Raw genomic sequence first — 14,601 nt, 5'->3', positions numbered from 1 at the left:
CTTTTGCCATGAGTCCTCACTCCCCCGCGTCAGCGGCGGCGGCCCTTCCGGTCGTCCTTCTCGTGACCCTTGAAGGTCCGGGTCGGTGCGAACTCACCGAGCTTGTGGCCGACCATCGACTCGGTCACGAAGACCGGAACGTGCTTGCGGCCGTCGTGCACGGCCAGCGTGTGGCCAAGCATGTCCGGAGTGATCATCGACCGGCGGGACCAGGTCTTGATGACGTTCTTGGTGCCGGCTTCGTTCTGGGCGTCAACCTTCTTGACCAGGTGATCGTCGACGAAGGGACCCTTTTTCAGGCTACGTGGCATGTTCTACCGCTTCTTTCCAGTACGCCGGCGACGCACGATGAGCTTGTCGCTCTGCTTGTTCGGGCGACGGGTGCGGCCCTCGGGCTGACCCCACGGGCTGACCGGGTGTCGACCACCAGAGGTCTTGCCCTCGCCACCACCGTGCGGGTGGTCAACCGGGTTCATCACGACACCACGGACGGTCGGGCGCTTGCCCTTCCACCGCATGCGGCCGGCCTTACCCCAGTTGATGTTGCTCTGCTCGGCGTTACCCACTTCGCCGACGGTCGCGCGGCAGCGCGCGTCGACGTTGCGGATCTCGCCGGACGGCATACGCAGCTGGGCGTAGGGGCCGTCCTTGGCAACCAACTGCACGCGCGCACCGGCCGAGCGGGCGATCTTCGCACCGCCACCGGGCCGCAGCTCGATGCAGTGGATGACCGTACCGGTCGGGATGTTGCGCAGCGGCAGGTTGTTGCCGGGCTTGATGTCGGCGGACGAACCGTTCTCGATCGTGTCGCCCTGCTGCAGCTTGGTCGGCGCGATGATGTAGCGCTTCTCGCCGTCGGCGTAGTGCAGCAGCGCAATGCGCGCGGTGCGGTTCGGGTCGTACTCGATGTGTGCGACCTTGGCGTTGACCCCGTCCTTGTCGGCACGACGGAAGTCGATCACCCGGTAGGCGCGCTTGTGGCCACCACCGATGTGCCGCGTCGTGATCCGACCGGAGGCGTTGCGACCGCCGGTCTTGTTGATCGGACGCACCAGCGACTTCTCCGGCGTCGAGCGTGTGATCTCGACGAAGTCGGCCACGCTCGAGCCGCGGCGACCAGGCGTCGTCGGCTTGTATTTGCGGATACCCATTGTCTGTCCTTAAGTCCTGTCGCCCGACCTTCAGCCCACCGTGCCGAAGATGTCGATCGAGCCTTCCTTGAGGGAGACGATCGCGCGCTTGGTGTCCTTGCGCTTACCCATGCCGAAGCGGGTGCGACGTGTCTTGCCCTTGCGGTTCATCGTGTGGACCGACTCGACCTTGACGTCGAAGATCTTTTCCACAGCGATCTTGATCTCGGTCTTGTTGGCCCGCGGGTCGACGATGAAGGTGTACTTCCCCTCGTCGAGCAGACCGTAGGACTTCTCGGAGACGACCGGCGCGATCAAAATGTCGCGCGGGTCCTTCACCGAGGTGCTCTGGATGCTGCTCACTTGTCGTCCTCCTTGACCTGCTGTGCGGCGGCGCCACCGGCCGGCGCGAAGCCGGCCGTCTCGGCGGCCTGTGCCGTCGTGAACCAGACCTCGGCGACAGTCGCGTCGAACCAACGCGAACCGGGCACGTGGTACTTCATCGAGTCCTTGTTGCCCTTGACGGTGAACGTTGCGGCGTCCGGCGAGCTGCCGTCGGCCAGCGGCTCGGCGGAGTCGGCGCCGTCGGTCGCTACGCCTGCAGCGGCCTTCTGGCCGGGCTTGTTCACCGTGCTGAGGAATCGCTCCAGCGCGGCCTGCGTGAAGACCACGTCATCGGCGCACAGCACGTCGTAGGTGTTGAGCTGGCCTGCCTCGAGAACGTGGACGTCCGAGAGGTTGCGCACACTCAACGCCGAGACGTTGTCGTCCCGTTCCAGCACAACCAGCAGGTTGCGGCGCTCGGTGAGGCCGCTCAGCACGCCGGAAGCCGAGCGCGTGGACGGCTTCTCGCCTTCGACGACACCGGTCAGCACGTGAATGCGGCCGTGGCGGGCCCGATCCGAGAGGGCACCGCGCAGGGCGGCCGCCTTCATCTTCTTGGGCGTGCGCTGGCTGTAGTCGCGCGGCACGGGGCCGTGCACGATGCCACCACCGTTGTACTGAGGTGCGCGGGTCGAACCCTGGCGGGCGCGGCCGGTGCCCTTCTGCCGGAACGGCTTTCGGCCACCGCCGCGAACCTCGCCGCGAGTCTTGGTCGAGTGCGTGCCCTGACGGGCCGCTGCGAGCTGGGCCACCACAACCTGGTGGATCAGCGGCACATTGGTCGGCACGTCGAAGATCTCGGCGGGGAGCTCAACGGTCCCCTCCTTCGACCCGGACGGGCTCAAGATGTCAACAGTCGTCATGTCGCTCAGGCTCCCTTGGCAGCCGTGCGGACCAGAACGAGACCGCCCTTGGGGCCGGGAACGGCACCCTTGACGAGCAGCAGGCCCTTGTCAGCAACCACGGCGTGAATCGTGAGGTTCTGGGTGGTCTGGCGCACGCCGCCCATGCGGCCGGCCATACGCATGCCCTTGAACACGCGGCCCGGGGTGGCGCAGCCACCGATCGAGCCCGGCTTGCGGTGGTTCTTGTGCGAACCGTGCGAGGAGCTGACGCCGTGGAAGCCGTGCCGCTTCATGACACCGGCGAAACCCTTGCCCTTGGTCCGACCGGCAACGTCGATCGACTGGCCGGCCTCGAAGGTCTCGACGGTGATCTCCTGGCCGAGCTCGTAGGACGAGGCATCGGCGGTGCGGATCTCCGCGAGGTGGCGGCGCGGGGTGACCCCGGCCTTCTCGAAGTGGCCGGTCATCGGCTTGTTGACCTTGCGCGGGTCGATCGCACCGTAGGCGATCTGGACCGCGTGGTAGCCGTCGTCGTCGCCGCGCAGCTGGGTGACGACGCAGGGGCCGGCCTGGATGACGGTGACCGGGATGAGACGGTTGTCGGCATCCCAGACCTGGGTCATGCCGAGCTTCTCGCCCAGGACGCCCTTCACGGGGCGCTCAGTTGTGTGAGTCATTGTGAGTCATTCCGCCCTTCGCGATCAGAGCTTGATCTCGATGTTGACGTCGGCCGGCAGGTCCAGACGCATGAGCGAGTCAACCGCCTTGGGAGTGGGGTCGACGATGTCGATCAGTCGCTTGTGCGTGCGCATCTCGAAGTGCTCGCGGCTGTCCTTGTACTTGTGCGGTGAACGGATCACGCAGAAAACGTTCTTCTCCGTGGGGAGCGGCACCGGGCCGACCACCGTTGCACCGGCACGAGTCACCGTGTCGACAATTTTGCGCGCCGAGCTGTCGATGACCTCGTGGTCATACGACTTAAGCCGGATGCGGATCTTCTGTCCCGCCATTCGCGTGCGTCTCTCTCTCGCCGTACATCAATTTGCTGTCTATGGCTGCTCCCCCCACGGTCCGCATCCGACCCCCGCGTTCGGGTGTGTCGTGTGTGCCTCACGGCACACCCGAACGATTCATCCGAGTGGTTGTCCTGCGCACCCCGAAGGGACCAGGGCTTGAACTTTCCGAATCCTTGGCGCCGACCGTGAGCGATCAAGCGCCGGTGGTTCCGGAGCGGCGCCCATGACGTATGGACCCGAGTCTTCGGGCACATGCGTCACCAGCGCGCGTCAAGCAACCTGATCAGTGTGCCAGAGAGGTGCCAGCTGGTCCAAATCGAGCCCGGACGGGGCCACGCGATCTGCGTCACGTTGCCGCTCACCTGGTGCCGAGAGGCCCACATACACATCGAGAGGTCCACACATTTTGTGGACCTCTCGATGCCTAAGTATGCCTCTCGGCGGTGTGGCCGCTCAGGCCTTGGCGTCCTTCTTGGCCGCGACCCGCTTAGCCAGGCGCAGCCAGGTCTCGACGACGGTGTCGGGGTTGAGGGACATCGACTCGATGCCCTGGTCCAGCAGCCAGTCCGCAAGATCCGGGTGGTCGCTGGGCCCCTGCCCGCAGATGCCGACGTACTTGCCCTGCTTGCGGCAGGCCTGGATGGCCATCGTCAGCATCTTCTTGACCGCTGGGTCGCGCTCGTCGAAGCCGGCCGCGACCAGCGACGAGTCCCGGTCCAACCCCAGGGTCAGCTGGGTCATGTCGTTGGAGCCGATCGAGAACCCGTCGAAGTACTCCAGGAACTCCTCGGCCGCTACGGCGTTGGAGGGGACCTCGCACATCATGATGACCTGCAGGCCGTTCTCGCCGCGCTTCAGCCCGTTCTTGGCCAGCAGGTCGAGCACTCCTTTGGCCTCGGTGATGGTACGCACGAAGGGGATCATGACCTTCACATTGGTCAGTCCCTGCTGCTCCCGCACGAACCGCAGGGCCTCGCACTCCATGGCAAAGCACTCGGCGAAGTTCTCCGAGAGATACCGCGAGGCTCCGCGGTAGCCGAGCATCGGGTTCTCCTCGTCGGGCTCGTAGCGCTCACCGCCGACCATGCCGGCGTACTCGTTGGACTTGAAGTCGGACATCCGCACGATGACCGGCTCCGGCGCAAAGGCGGCGGCCAGGGTGGCGACCCCCTCGGCGACGCGGTTGACGAAGAACTCACGAGGGCTCGCATACCCCGAGATCAGCTCCCCGATCTGCGCCTTGATCTCCGGCTCCTGGTCATCCAGCTCGAGCAGGGCTCGGGGGTGGATGCCGATCTGCCGGTTGATGATGAACTCCAGCCGAGCCAGCCCGATCCCCTTGTTGGGCAGTCGCGCGAACTCGAACGCCTGCTCCGGCGTGCCGACGTTCATCATGATCTTCACCGGGATCTCCGGCATCGCGTCGAGCGCAGTCTCCTGGACCTCGAAGTCCAGCTTGCCCGCATAGACGAACCCGGTGTCGCCCTCGGCGCAGGACACGGTGACGTCGGCACCGACCTCGAGCACCTTGGTCGCGTTGCCCGTGCCGACGACGGCCGGTATGCCGAGCTCGCGGGCGATGATCGCCGCGTGGCAGGTGCGTCCGCCCCGGTCGGTGATGATCGCGCTGGCGCGCTTCATGATCGGCTCCCAGTCCGGGTCGGTCATGTCGGCGACCAGCACCTCGCCCGGCACGAACTCGTGCATCGACTCGATGGAGGTCATCTTGCGCACCGCGCCGGCACCGATCTTCTGGCCGATGGCGCGCCCCTCGATGATGATCTGCCCGCGCGAGCCCAGAACGTAGCGCTCGAGCCGCGACCCACCCTGGCGAGACTTCACGGTCTCCGGGCGGGCCTGCAGGACATAGATTTTGCCGTCCGTGCCGTCCCGACCCCATTCGATGTCCATGGGCCGGCCGTAGTGCTCCTCGATCGCCAGCGCGTGCCGGGCCAGCTCCTCGACCTCGTCATCGGTGAGGCTGAGGCGCCGCCGGTCTGCCTCGTCGACGTCGACGAAGTGGATGGTGTTCCCGATGGAGGGGTCATCGGTGTAGACCATCTTGGTGGCCTTGCTGCCGATTCCGCGTTTGAGGATCGCGGGCCGCCCCGCGCGCAGCGCCGGCTTGTAGACGTAGAACTCGTCGGGGTTGACCGCACCCTGCACGACGGCTTCGCCCAGCCCGTAGCTCGAGGTGATGAACACCGAGTCGGCGAACCCCGATTCGGTGTCGATCGTGAACATCACGCCGGACGCACCGATGTCCGACCGCACCATCCGCTGGATGCCGGCGGACAGCGCCACTGATGCGTGATCGAAGTTGCTGTGTACGCGGTAGGCAATCGCCCGGTCGTTGTAGAGGGAGGCGAAGACCAACTTGATCGCCTGCAGGATGTTGTCGATGCCGTTGACATTCAAGAAGGTCTCCTGCTGCCCGGCAAAGGACGCATCGGGCAGGTCCTCTGCAGTAGCGCTGGAGCGTACGGCCCAGGACACCTCGGACGGGGACTGATCGCCGACCAGCTGTTCATAGGCCGAACGGATGTCGCTCTCCAGGTCCGGCGGGAACGGCCGCTGCTCGACCTCGGCACGGATCTCCCGGCCTACCCTCGCCAGCTCCTGCACATCGTCGACATCCAGCTCATCGAGCCGCGCGTTGATGGTGTCGGCAAGGCCCGTCTCGGAAAGGAACCGGCGATAGGCCGCCGCCGTGGTCGCAAAACCGTTCGGGACGCGCACCCCCGCCGCAGACAGGTGCTGCACCATCTCGCCCAGCGACGCGTTCTTGCCGCCCACGGTCTCGACGTCATCGAGGCCGAGGTCGGCAAACCACTCGACGTTGTTGGTCATTGCAGGTCCTTTCAAGGATCTTCGTGCTCAGTGAGCTGTTTTCAGCTTTCGAGTCTCAATGATGACGGCGGCCATCTCCTCGACCGACATCGCGGCAGAGTTGATGGACGGTATGCGGTGCGCATGGAAGAGTGCCTCGGCGCGCCGCAGCTCGTACTGGCACTGCGCGAGGGACGCATATCGCGTGCCGGGTCGGCGTTCGTTGCGCACCTGGCTCAGTCTGGCAGGCGTGGACAGGATGCCGAAGCACCTGTCGCTCAGGTCGCGAATCGGCGCCGGGAGCTGAGTGGTGTCGAAGTCCTCCTCGACCAGTGGGTAGTTGGCCACCAGGAGCCCGTGCTGTAACGCGAGATACATCGTGGTCGGCGTCTTGCCGCATCGCGACGGCGCGGTGAGGATCAGATCCGCGCGGTGGATCGCCCGCATACTCTGACCGTCGTCGTGCTCCATCGCGAACTCGATGGCCTTCATCCGGGCGTCGTACTCGCCGGGGTCGCCCACCCCGTGGGCGCTGCCGGAGAGCCGGACGGCGTTCACGTGCAGGATGCGTTCCACCGTGGACAGGTGAGAACCGAAGAGGTCGATCATGGCGCACTCGGTCGTGGCCAGCTCGGCGCGCACATCCTCCACGGCGACGGTGGAGAAGACCAGGGGCGTCACGGTCTCCGTCTTGGCCGCGTCCAACGTGGCGACCACCTTGCGCGCCTGCTCCACGGTTGTCACGAAGGGGATCTTCTGACGCACGAAGTGCACGCTGGGAAACTGCTGGAGGATGGTGTTGCCCAGTGTCTCCGCGGAGATACCGGTGCCTCCGGCCAGGAAGAAGACCGGAGTCGCCTCGGGCGTGCTGGACAGGGTCATGGGGTCAGATTCCCACATCTGTGACCCGATGGTCGACCACGTCCTATGTGGGCCGGCTCACAGGCCGCTGGTGAGCTTCTCCCCCGCGGCCAGCAGCACGCAGGTGACCACGACCTCCATCGCTGCGGCAACCTCGCTCAATGGGGGCATCGTCGGGGCGAGACGGATGTTGCGATCACGCGGGTCATCGCCGTGCGGGAAGGACGCACCGGCAGGAGTGAGCGCAACGCCGACCCCCTTGGCGAGCTCGACCACCCGGGATGCCGTGCCGTCAAGCACATCGAGACTGACGAAGTACCCGCCCGCGGGCTTGGTCCACTCCGCGATCCCGCGCCCTTCGAGGCCGTCCGTCAGCGCCCGCTGCACCTCGGCAAACTTCGGGGCGATGATGGCGCGGTGCTTGTCCATGTGAGCGCGCACACCGGCCGCGTCCTTGAAGAACTGCACGTGCCGCAGATGGTTGACCTTGTCCGGGCCGATGGAGGACTTCGAGAGGTGCTTGAGGTACCACGCGATGGTGTCGACGGAGCCGGCGAGGAAGGCGACCCCGGACCCGGCGAAGGTGATCTTCGAGGTCGAGGCGAAGATCACCGGTCGGTGCGGGTTGCCGGCCGCGGTGGCAAGGGACAGCACGTCGGCGCTCTTGGTCTCGGCGGCGGTCAGGTGGTGCAGCGCGTAGGCGTTGTCCCAGAAGATCTTGAAGTCCGGTGCGGCCGTGGGCATCGAGGTCAGCGCGGCGGCCACCTCCTGGGTGCACACCGAGCCGGCCGGGTTGGCATACGTCGGCACGATCCACATGCCCTTGATGCTCGGGTCGTCCTTGACCAGGGCGGCCGTGGCCACCGGGTCCGGACCGTCGTCGGTCATCGGCACGGTCACCATCTCGATGCCGAGTGACTCCAGCAGGGCGAAGTGGCGGTCGTAGCCAGGAACCGGGCAGACGAACTTGATCGTCTCCTCCTGCGACCAGGGACGTTCGGAGTCCACGGCGCCGTGCAGCAGAGCGTTGATCAGCGTGTTGGACATCAGCGTCAGGCTGGCGTTGCCGCCGGCGATGATCTGCGACGGCTCGACGCCCAGCAGCTCCGCGAAGATCTCGCGCAGCTCCGGCAGACCTTCCAGGCCGCCGTAGTTGCGCACGTCGGTGCCGGCGGCGGACGTGTGACCGTTGGGCAGCGACAGCAGCTCTTCCGACAGGTCCAGCTGCGCAGCCGACGGCTTGCCGCGAGTGAGATCCAGCTTCAGCTCCTTGGCCTTCAGCGCGTCGTAGGCGGTGCGCTGGGTCGCCACGAAGGTGGTCAGATCGGCAGGAGACAGGGCGGACAGCTCGGACGATGACACATTGGCCTCTCAACTCTGGACTGAGTGCGCGGGGTCCCGCGGCCTCATTGTTTCAGGGTTGCCGCAACGACCTGATCTCAGGTCGCATCGCGAACACGGCGCAGAGCAGGGCCATCGCGGCGCCGCAGGTGACGGTGGCCGCGAGCACCGAGGCCAGCTGCGCGCAGGCCGCGAAAGCCGGTGTGACCAGCGGCAGCAGCATCAGGTCCCCGAGGTTGTTGACGGACGAGACCCGCCCGAGATGGCTGGGCGCGATCGCCAGCAGGAAGGTCGACGACAGCCACACGCTGGCCAGCCCTGCCGTCAGGCCGAGCAGCAGCATGGCGCCCAGCAGGGTGCCTCGGCTGCTCACTCCGACCAGGGCGATTGCGGCGCCCTGCACGATCAGCGCTCGAAAACCTGCGGCGGCCATCCGGGGCGGCCGCCACCGGATGCCGAGCATCGAGCCGCCGATCGCACCTGCGGCGAAAGCGGCCTCCGCCCAGCCCAGCCAGGTCGACGACCAGTGCGAGCCGTTGACGCTCAGGGCCACACCGATGCCGATGACCGGGCTGACGAAGACATTCAGGCTGGACAGCCCGATCACGAAGGTCCGCGCGACGGGCGTTGTGGCCAGGTAGTGCAGTCCGTCGCGCAGGCTGGCAAACCAGTGCGGTTGCCCCACGCCCTTGGGCAGCCGATATCTCGGCCGCACCACTCGCCACATCACCAGGGCGACAGCCGCGAACGTCGCGGCGTCAACCAGCATCACCACGGCCAGACCGGCGCGAGCCACCAGGAAGGCTCCGACCGGTGCGCCGAGCAGCCGAGCCAGTCGGCCGGCGACCTGGGTCCAGCCGCTCAAGGTCGTCAGGTCCTCCGCGCGCACAATCTGCCGCCGCAGCGTGTTCAGCGATGGCAGGGTCAGACCGGCCGCGACGCCAAAGGCCAGCGCGATGCCGAAGAGCACCCCGGCACTTTGCGTCCGGGCCGGCCAGAGCGTCGCGCCCACGACCAGCGTCAGCCCCTGCCCCACTGCGCCGAGAGCCAGCACCCGGCGGGGGTCGAACCGATCCGCGACGACCCCGCCGACCAGCATCAGCAACGCCTGAGGCGCTGTGCCGATCGCCACCACGAGCCCGGCGATGGTGGGGTCCAGGTGCCGCACCGCCGTCCAGGCGAGGGCTACCAGCCAGGCCGCGTCCCCGGCATACGACACCGTCACGACCCCGAGCCAGGCGAGAATCATCCGGTCGCGGGAGATCGGCGGCGGGTCCCGATCGATGAGCACCGGTTCCGCGAGATCGGTGGAGGCAGCGGCGTTCACGACCGGGGTCCTGGGCGAACTGGTCCGCTCGGGAAGGCAGTGCCGACGAATCTCACCGGCCTGCGGTCGGCGTCCGGGTGCGCCTTCTCATCCTCGAGGCACTCCTGCCGCCAGGTCTTCAACAGGTCCTCCAGACGAGCACCCAGCCCGCGAAACTGCTCCGGCGTCGCCATGACCAGCGAGTCACTGGCGAGACCCAACGTGCGCCAGGGTTGCGGCAGGTGCTGTCGGTCCGCCTGCCATTGGCGCCGGGCTCGGTGGTTGTAGGACGTGTTGAGCTGCTCCGCGGTCTCGGTCACCTGGTGTGCTGCCGTGCCCGGCTCGTAGTCGTCGCTGCTCCAGGACAACCGGCGCGGCACGTGGCGCCACCAGGACTCCCGGGTGTCTCGTGCGAGATCGGGTGCGGGCTCGATGAAGCCGGTGCGATGCAAGGGCTTCAGGTGATGACTGACGCTTCCGACGGCCAGCCCGGTCAGCTCGGCGATCTGGCCTACCGGCATCGGCCCGTGGACCAGCAGCGCGTCATAGAGCATCCGCCGGGTCGGATGGTGCAGCGCGACCAGGTCATCGATCAGCGCCGTGGTCTCGTCAGCAGCGGTGGTCGGCCGCGAGTCGGCGTGCCGTTCGTCGGCAGGTCTGCGTGGCATGACGACGACGCTAGGCGCGCTCCCAGCTATACACAATGCCTCTTGTATAACTCGCGGCACCACGCCATGCAGTGGTTCCGCGCGCTATAGCCAACGTATCCACTGCAGCACCGGCGCGGCCGTTCAGGATGCAGTGGTTCCGCGCGCTATGGCCAACGCATCCACTGCAGCACCGGCGCGGCCGTTTCAGGATGCGGTGGTTCCGCGCGCTATGGCCAACGCATCCACTGCATCCCACGCGTGACGGAGGGGTGAGCGGGAACGTTGCCGGATACCCTCATCACGTGTCGCACAGCCTGCTGGTCGCCGGGACGACCTCCGATGCCGGAAAGACCGTCATCACCACCGCGATCTGCCGCGCGCTGGCGCGACGCGGGATGCGGGTGGCGCCGTTCAAGGCCCAGAACATGTCGAACAACTCCATGGTCACGCGGGCCGGCGCGGAGATCGGCCGGGCTCAGTGGATCCAGGCGGTGGCCGCCGGCGCGACGCCGGAGCCGGCCATGAACCCCGTGCTGCTCAAGCCCAGCAGCGACCTGCGCAGTCAGGTCGTCGTCATGGGCGAGGCGGCCGGACGCCTGGAGGCACAGGAGTATGCCGGCGGCCGGGCGCACCTGCGCGATGCTGCGTTTGCCGCGTTCGACGACCTGAGCACACGCTTCGACGCGGTGATCTGCGAAGGAGCCGGCGGCATCGCCGAGATCAACCTGAGGCCCTGGGACTACGTGAACCTCGGCCTTGCCCAACACGGCTCGATCCCGACCATCGTCGTGGGCGACATCGACCGGGGCGGCGTGTTCGCCTCGCTCTACGGCTCGCTGGCGGTGCTGGACGAGGCGGACCAGCGGCTGGTCACAGGATTCTTGATCAACCGCTTTCGGGGTGACCCGACCCTGCTCACACCCGGGCTGGATCGGCTGCGGGCGCTCACCGGCCGGCCGACCTACGGCGTGGTCCCCTGGGCCGACGGGATGTGGCTGGACTCGGAGGATGCCCTTGCGCTCGACTCGCGCCCGAGACGACCCGAAGACCACTCGGGCGCGTTACGCGTGGCGGTGATGCTGCTGCCCCGAATCAGCAACTTCACCGACATCGACGCGCTCACGCTCGAGCCGGACGTCGACGTCTCCTTCGTGCGCGGTCCGGCCGGGCTGGTGGACGTCGACCTGATCGTGATTCCCGGCACTCGCGCCACGGTGAAGGACCTGGGCTGGCTGCGCTCCCGCGGTCTGGACCGTGCCATCCGGGCACATGCGCGCGCCGGCCGGCCGGTCCTCGGCATCTGCGGGGGATGCCAGATGCTTGGCAGCGCCATCAGCGACGCCGACGGAGTGGAGGGTGAATCGAGGGCGGGGGTCACCGGTCTCGGACTGCTCGACGTCAGCACGACGTTCGAGGCCCAGAAGACACTTCGGCTCGTCGAGGGCGTCGAGCTGGGCACGGAGGCCACCGGCTATCTCATCCACCACGGCCGGATCCGGCGCGGCGCTCACGCGGAGCCGTTCCTCGACGGGGCACGCAACCACACGGTCTACGGGACGATGTGGCACGGCGTGCTGGAGAGCGACGGCTTCCGCCGGGCGTTCCTCACCGAGGTGGCGGGGCAGGTCGGCCGCCGCAGCTTCCGGCCCGACCCCCAGCTGTCGTTCGCGGCCGCGAGACTGACGCGGATCGACCGACTGGCCGACCTGCTGGAGCAGCACGTAGACGTGGACGCCCTGGTCGACCTGGTCAGGCACGGCGTGCCGGCCGGTGCCCCCTTCATCCCCTCCGGACCCCGCTGACTCGACGCGGGTGGCTTACCGGGCCAGGACGTCGGCGGCCCCCGCCCCCGCGTCGGAGATGAGAGCAGCCACGTCTCCGATGACCGTGACCGCCGGCGCAACCACTGCCGCCGCACTCGCGTCCGCGGCAACCTGATCGAGTGTCGACCGTATGCTGCGCTGCGACGCCATCGCCGCGTCGGCCACCACCGCGCAAGGCGTCGCCGGCGACAGGCCACCGTCGATCAGCGCCACAGAGATCGCCTGCAGGTTGGCGACGGCCATCAGCAGCACCAGGGTCGTGCCGCCGCGCGCCAGCGCGCCGTAGTCGATGGTCGAGTCCGGGTGCCCGGGCGGCAGGTGCCCCGACACGACGGTGAAGCCCTGGCTCAGGCCCCGGTGCGTCACCGGTATGCCGGCCAGTTCCGGGGCCGCCACCGCGGAGGTGACTCCGGGGATGACCCGAACGGGCACACCGGCCTTCGCGCAGGCGATGACCTCTTCGCCCCCGCGCCCGAACACGAAGCTGTCGCCTCCCTTGAGGCGCACGACCTGGGCGCCGCGTTCGGCGTGCTCGACGAGCAGCGCATTGATGCGCTCCTGAGACGTTGACCGTCCGCCCGGAATCTTTGAGACATCAATGACCGTCGGGGCCTTCGGGAGGTCCGCCAGTACCGCGAGCGGTGCCAGGCGGTCCACGACCACCACGTCGGCCGACCGGAGCGCCGCCATACCTCCGACGGTCAGCAGGTCGGGATCGCCCGGGCCCCCGCCGACGAGCGTCACGCGGCCCTGCGTCGACGGCTGACCGCTCGGAGTCGCGACCGGATACACGGGCAGGCACCACAGCCGTCGTGTCTCGCACTCATGCACGAGCCGGTCGTCGTCCACGGCGGCAATGACCAGCCATGTGTCGACAAGGTCATCCGGGTGCCACTCGCGCTCATGCCAGGTGATCACGCCGCGGTCGGCGAGGTCGTCGATCGCGGCGGCCGCCTGCCCGGCGACCACCGACACCACTGCACCCGCGTCGACCAGTGCGGAAACCTGTCCCAGCGTGGCCGGCCCCGCCCCAACTACGACAACCCGTCGCCCACGCACCGGCAACGGCGCGGCATACCTGTCTTGTATCACCGGGACATCCTTGCGCATGGCCGCGCACTCTCGTCGGGGAGTCTCGCGCACAAAAGGGCCCCGAGTCCGCAGACTCGGGGCCCTCCTAGCGCTTCCTTGCGGAAGCGGGAGTTACTACTACTTGAGGATCTTGGTGACCCGACCGGCGCCGACGGTGCGGCCACCCTCACGGATCGCGAACTTCAGCCCGTCCTCCATGGCGATCGGGTTGATGAGCTCAACCGCCATGTCGGTGTTGTCACCGGGCATGACCATCTCGGTACCCTCGGGCAGCGTCACGACACCAGTCACGTCCGTCGTACGGAAGTAGAACTGCGGACGGTAGTTGTCGTAGAACGGCGTGTGCCGGCCACCCTCGTCCTTGGACAGGATGTAGACGCTGCCCTCGAAGTTGGTGTGCGGCGTCGTGGTGCCCGGCTTGGCGATGACCTGGCCGCGCTCGACGTCCTCACGCTTGATGCCACGCAGCAGCAGCGCCGCGTTGTCACCGGCCTGGCCGGTGTCCAGCATCTTGTTGAACATCTCGATGCTCGTCACGGTGGTCTTGGCCGGGGCCGCCTCGTGGCGCAGGCCGACGATCTCGACCTCCTCGTTCACCTTCAGCACACCGCGCTCGATACGACCGGTGACGACGGTGCCGCGACCGGTGATCGTGAAGACGTCCTCGACGGGCATCAGGAACGGCTTCTCGACGTCGCGCTCCGGGGACGGGATGCTCTCGTCCACGGCCGCCATGAGCTCCATGATCGAGTCGGCCCACTTCTCGTCACCCTCGAGCGCCTTCAGCGCCGAGATCTTGACGACCGGCAGGTCATCGCCCGGGAACTCGTAGTCGGACAGCAGCTCGCGGACCTCCATCTCGACGAGCTCCATGATCTCCTCGTCGTCGACCATGTCGGCCTTGTTGAGCGCCACGACGATGTAGGGCACGCCAACCTGGCGAGCCAGGAGCACGTGCTCCTTCGTCTGCGGCATGGGGCCGTCGGTCGCGGCGACCACGAGGATCGCGCCGTCCATCTGGGCAGCGCCGGTGATCATGTTCTTGACGTAGTCGGCGTGACCGGGGCAGTCAACGTGCGCGTAGTGACGCTGCTCCGTCTGGTACTCGATGTGCGAGATGGAGATCGTGATACCGCGCTGCTTCTCCTCCGGCGCGTTGTCGATTCCGTCGAACGCCTTGGAGCCCGGGTTGAGCTCCGGAAGCCGGTCGTGCAGGGTCTTCGAGATCGCAGCCGTCAGCGTCGTCTTACCGTGGTCAATGTGACCGATGGTGCCGATGTTGACGTGCGGCTTCGTCCGCTCGAACTTCGCCTTCGCCACTGGG

14 protein-coding genes are annotated in these 14,601 nt (G+C 67.4%); 1 reads left to right on the top strand and 13 read right to left on the bottom strand.

Features of this window, described 5'->3' with window-relative positions; genetic code table 11:
- Positions 1-29: 29 nt before the first annotated feature.
- The 11 genes from rpsS to FGL98_RS06315 all read right to left on the bottom strand — a co-directional run bounded on the left by rpsS (position 30) and on the right by FGL98_RS06315 (position 10,380).
- Positions 30-311 carry a 30S ribosomal protein S19 gene (gene rpsS, locus FGL98_RS06365; RefSeq protein WP_146315890.1) on the bottom strand — a complete coding sequence of 94 codons (282 nt, stop codon included), beginning with the start codon at positions 309-311 and terminating at the stop codon, positions 30-32.
- A 3-nt stretch (positions 312-314) separates the two neighbouring features.
- Positions 315-1,151 (bottom strand): 50S ribosomal protein L2, encoded by an 837-nt coding sequence (gene rplB / locus FGL98_RS06360; RefSeq protein ID WP_146315889.1) that lies wholly within the window; start codon positions 1,149-1,151, stop codon positions 315-317.
- Between the two features lie 30 nt (positions 1,152-1,181).
- On the bottom strand, positions 1,182-1,484 hold the full coding sequence (gene rplW / locus FGL98_RS06355) for a 50S ribosomal protein L23 (protein ID WP_186526019.1): 303 nt from the start codon (positions 1,482-1,484) through the stop codon (positions 1,182-1,184).
- 5 nt (positions 1,485-1,489) lie between these two features.
- Complete coding sequence (rplD, locus tag FGL98_RS06350; RefSeq protein ID WP_222432037.1) at positions 1,490-2,377, bottom strand: 50S ribosomal protein L4, sunset domain variant; 888 nt, start codon at positions 2,375-2,377, stop codon at positions 1,490-1,492.
- A gap of 5 nt (positions 2,378-2,382) precedes the next feature.
- Positions 2,383-3,036, bottom strand: coding sequence for a 50S ribosomal protein L3 (rplC, locus tag FGL98_RS06345; RefSeq protein WP_146315887.1), 654 nt, complete (start codon positions 3,034-3,036; stop codon positions 2,383-2,385).
- 24 nt (positions 3,037-3,060) lie between these two features.
- A complete protein-coding gene (gene rpsJ, locus FGL98_RS06340) occupies positions 3,061-3,369 on the bottom strand; it encodes a 30S ribosomal protein S10 (RefSeq protein ID WP_006946210.1) in 309 nt (102 codons plus the stop codon).
- Between the two features lie 459 nt (positions 3,370-3,828).
- Complete coding sequence (gene ppsA, locus FGL98_RS06335; RefSeq protein WP_146315886.1) at positions 3,829-6,225, bottom strand: phosphoenolpyruvate synthase; 2,397 nt, start codon at positions 6,223-6,225, stop codon at positions 3,829-3,831.
- A 27-nt stretch (positions 6,226-6,252) separates the two neighbouring features.
- On the bottom strand, positions 6,253-7,086 hold the full coding sequence (locus tag FGL98_RS06330) for a pyruvate, water dikinase regulatory protein (protein ID WP_146315885.1): 834 nt from the start codon (positions 7,084-7,086) through the stop codon (positions 6,253-6,255).
- 57 nt (positions 7,087-7,143) lie between these two features.
- A complete protein-coding gene (locus FGL98_RS06325; protein ID WP_146315884.1) occupies positions 7,144-8,427 on the bottom strand; it encodes an aspartate aminotransferase type Ic in 1,284 nt (427 codons plus the stop codon).
- A gap of 52 nt (positions 8,428-8,479) precedes the next feature.
- A complete protein-coding gene (locus tag FGL98_RS06320) occupies positions 8,480-9,733 on the bottom strand; it encodes an MFS transporter (RefSeq protein ID WP_146315883.1) in 1,254 nt (417 codons plus the stop codon).
- Entirely contained in the window at positions 9,730-10,380 is a 651-nt protein-coding gene (locus FGL98_RS06315) for an ArsR/SmtB family transcription factor (RefSeq protein ID WP_146315882.1), read from the bottom strand. Before FGL98_RS06315 ends, FGL98_RS06320 begins: the two co-directional genes overlap by 4 nt.
- A gap of 284 nt (positions 10,381-10,664) precedes the next feature.
- Here FGL98_RS06315 and FGL98_RS06310 point away from each other — a divergent pair, with 284 nt between their 5' ends.
- Positions 10,665-12,164, top strand: coding sequence for a cobyric acid synthase (locus FGL98_RS06310; RefSeq protein WP_146315881.1), 1,500 nt, complete (start codon positions 10,665-10,667; stop codon positions 12,162-12,164).
- A gap of 15 nt (positions 12,165-12,179) precedes the next feature.
- On the opposite strand, the gene cobA is transcribed toward FGL98_RS06310, so the two are convergent.
- Positions 12,180-13,277, bottom strand: coding sequence for a uroporphyrinogen-III C-methyltransferase (gene cobA / locus FGL98_RS06305; RefSeq protein WP_246136401.1), 1,098 nt, complete (start codon positions 13,275-13,277; stop codon positions 12,180-12,182).
- A 117-nt stretch (positions 13,278-13,394) separates the two neighbouring features.
- Positions 13,395-14,597: an elongation factor Tu gene (gene tuf / locus FGL98_RS06300; RefSeq protein WP_146315879.1), complete on the bottom strand. Its 1,203-nt coding sequence runs from the start codon at positions 14,595-14,597 to the stop codon at positions 13,395-13,397.
- Between the last annotated feature and the right edge of the window lie 4 nt (positions 14,598-14,601).

The sequence above is a fragment of the Leekyejoonella antrihumi genome, assembly GCF_007845645.1.
Lineage (GTDB): Bacteria > Actinomycetota > Actinomycetes > Actinomycetales > Dermatophilaceae > Leekyejoonella > Leekyejoonella antrihumi.
Note: the sequence above shows the minus strand (reverse complement) of the source record. Positions and strands in the feature narration are given on the sequence as shown.

What these genes read in the sequence shown, in the direction of transcription:
- ppsA (WP_146315886.1), bottom strand. Translation starts at nt 6,225, where the DNA reads ATGACCAACAACGTCGAGTGGTTTGCCGACCTCGGCCTCGATGACGTC.
- rplD (WP_222432037.1), bottom strand. Translation starts at nt 2,377, where the DNA reads ATGACGACTGTTGACATCTTGAGCCCGTCCGGGTCGAAGGAGGGGACC.
- FGL98_RS06315 (WP_146315882.1), bottom strand. Translation starts at nt 10,380, where the DNA reads ATGCCACGCAGACCTGCCGACGAACGGCACGCCGACTCGCGGCCGACC.
- rpsJ (WP_006946210.1), bottom strand. Translation starts at nt 3,369, where the DNA reads ATGGCGGGACAGAAGATCCGCATCCGGCTTAAGTCGTATGACCACGAG.
- FGL98_RS06330 (WP_146315885.1), bottom strand. Translation starts at nt 7,086, where the DNA reads ATGACCCTGTCCAGCACGCCCGAGGCGACTCCGGTCTTCTTCCTGGCC.
- rplC (WP_146315887.1), bottom strand. Translation starts at nt 3,036, where the DNA reads ATGACTCACACAACTGAGCGCCCCGTGAAGGGCGTCCTGGGCGAGAAG.
- rplB (WP_146315889.1), bottom strand. Translation starts at nt 1,151, where the DNA reads ATGGGTATCCGCAAATACAAGCCGACGACGCCTGGTCGCCGCGGCTCG.
- rpsS (WP_146315890.1), bottom strand. Translation starts at nt 311, where the DNA reads ATGCCACGTAGCCTGAAAAAGGGTCCCTTCGTCGACGATCACCTGGTC.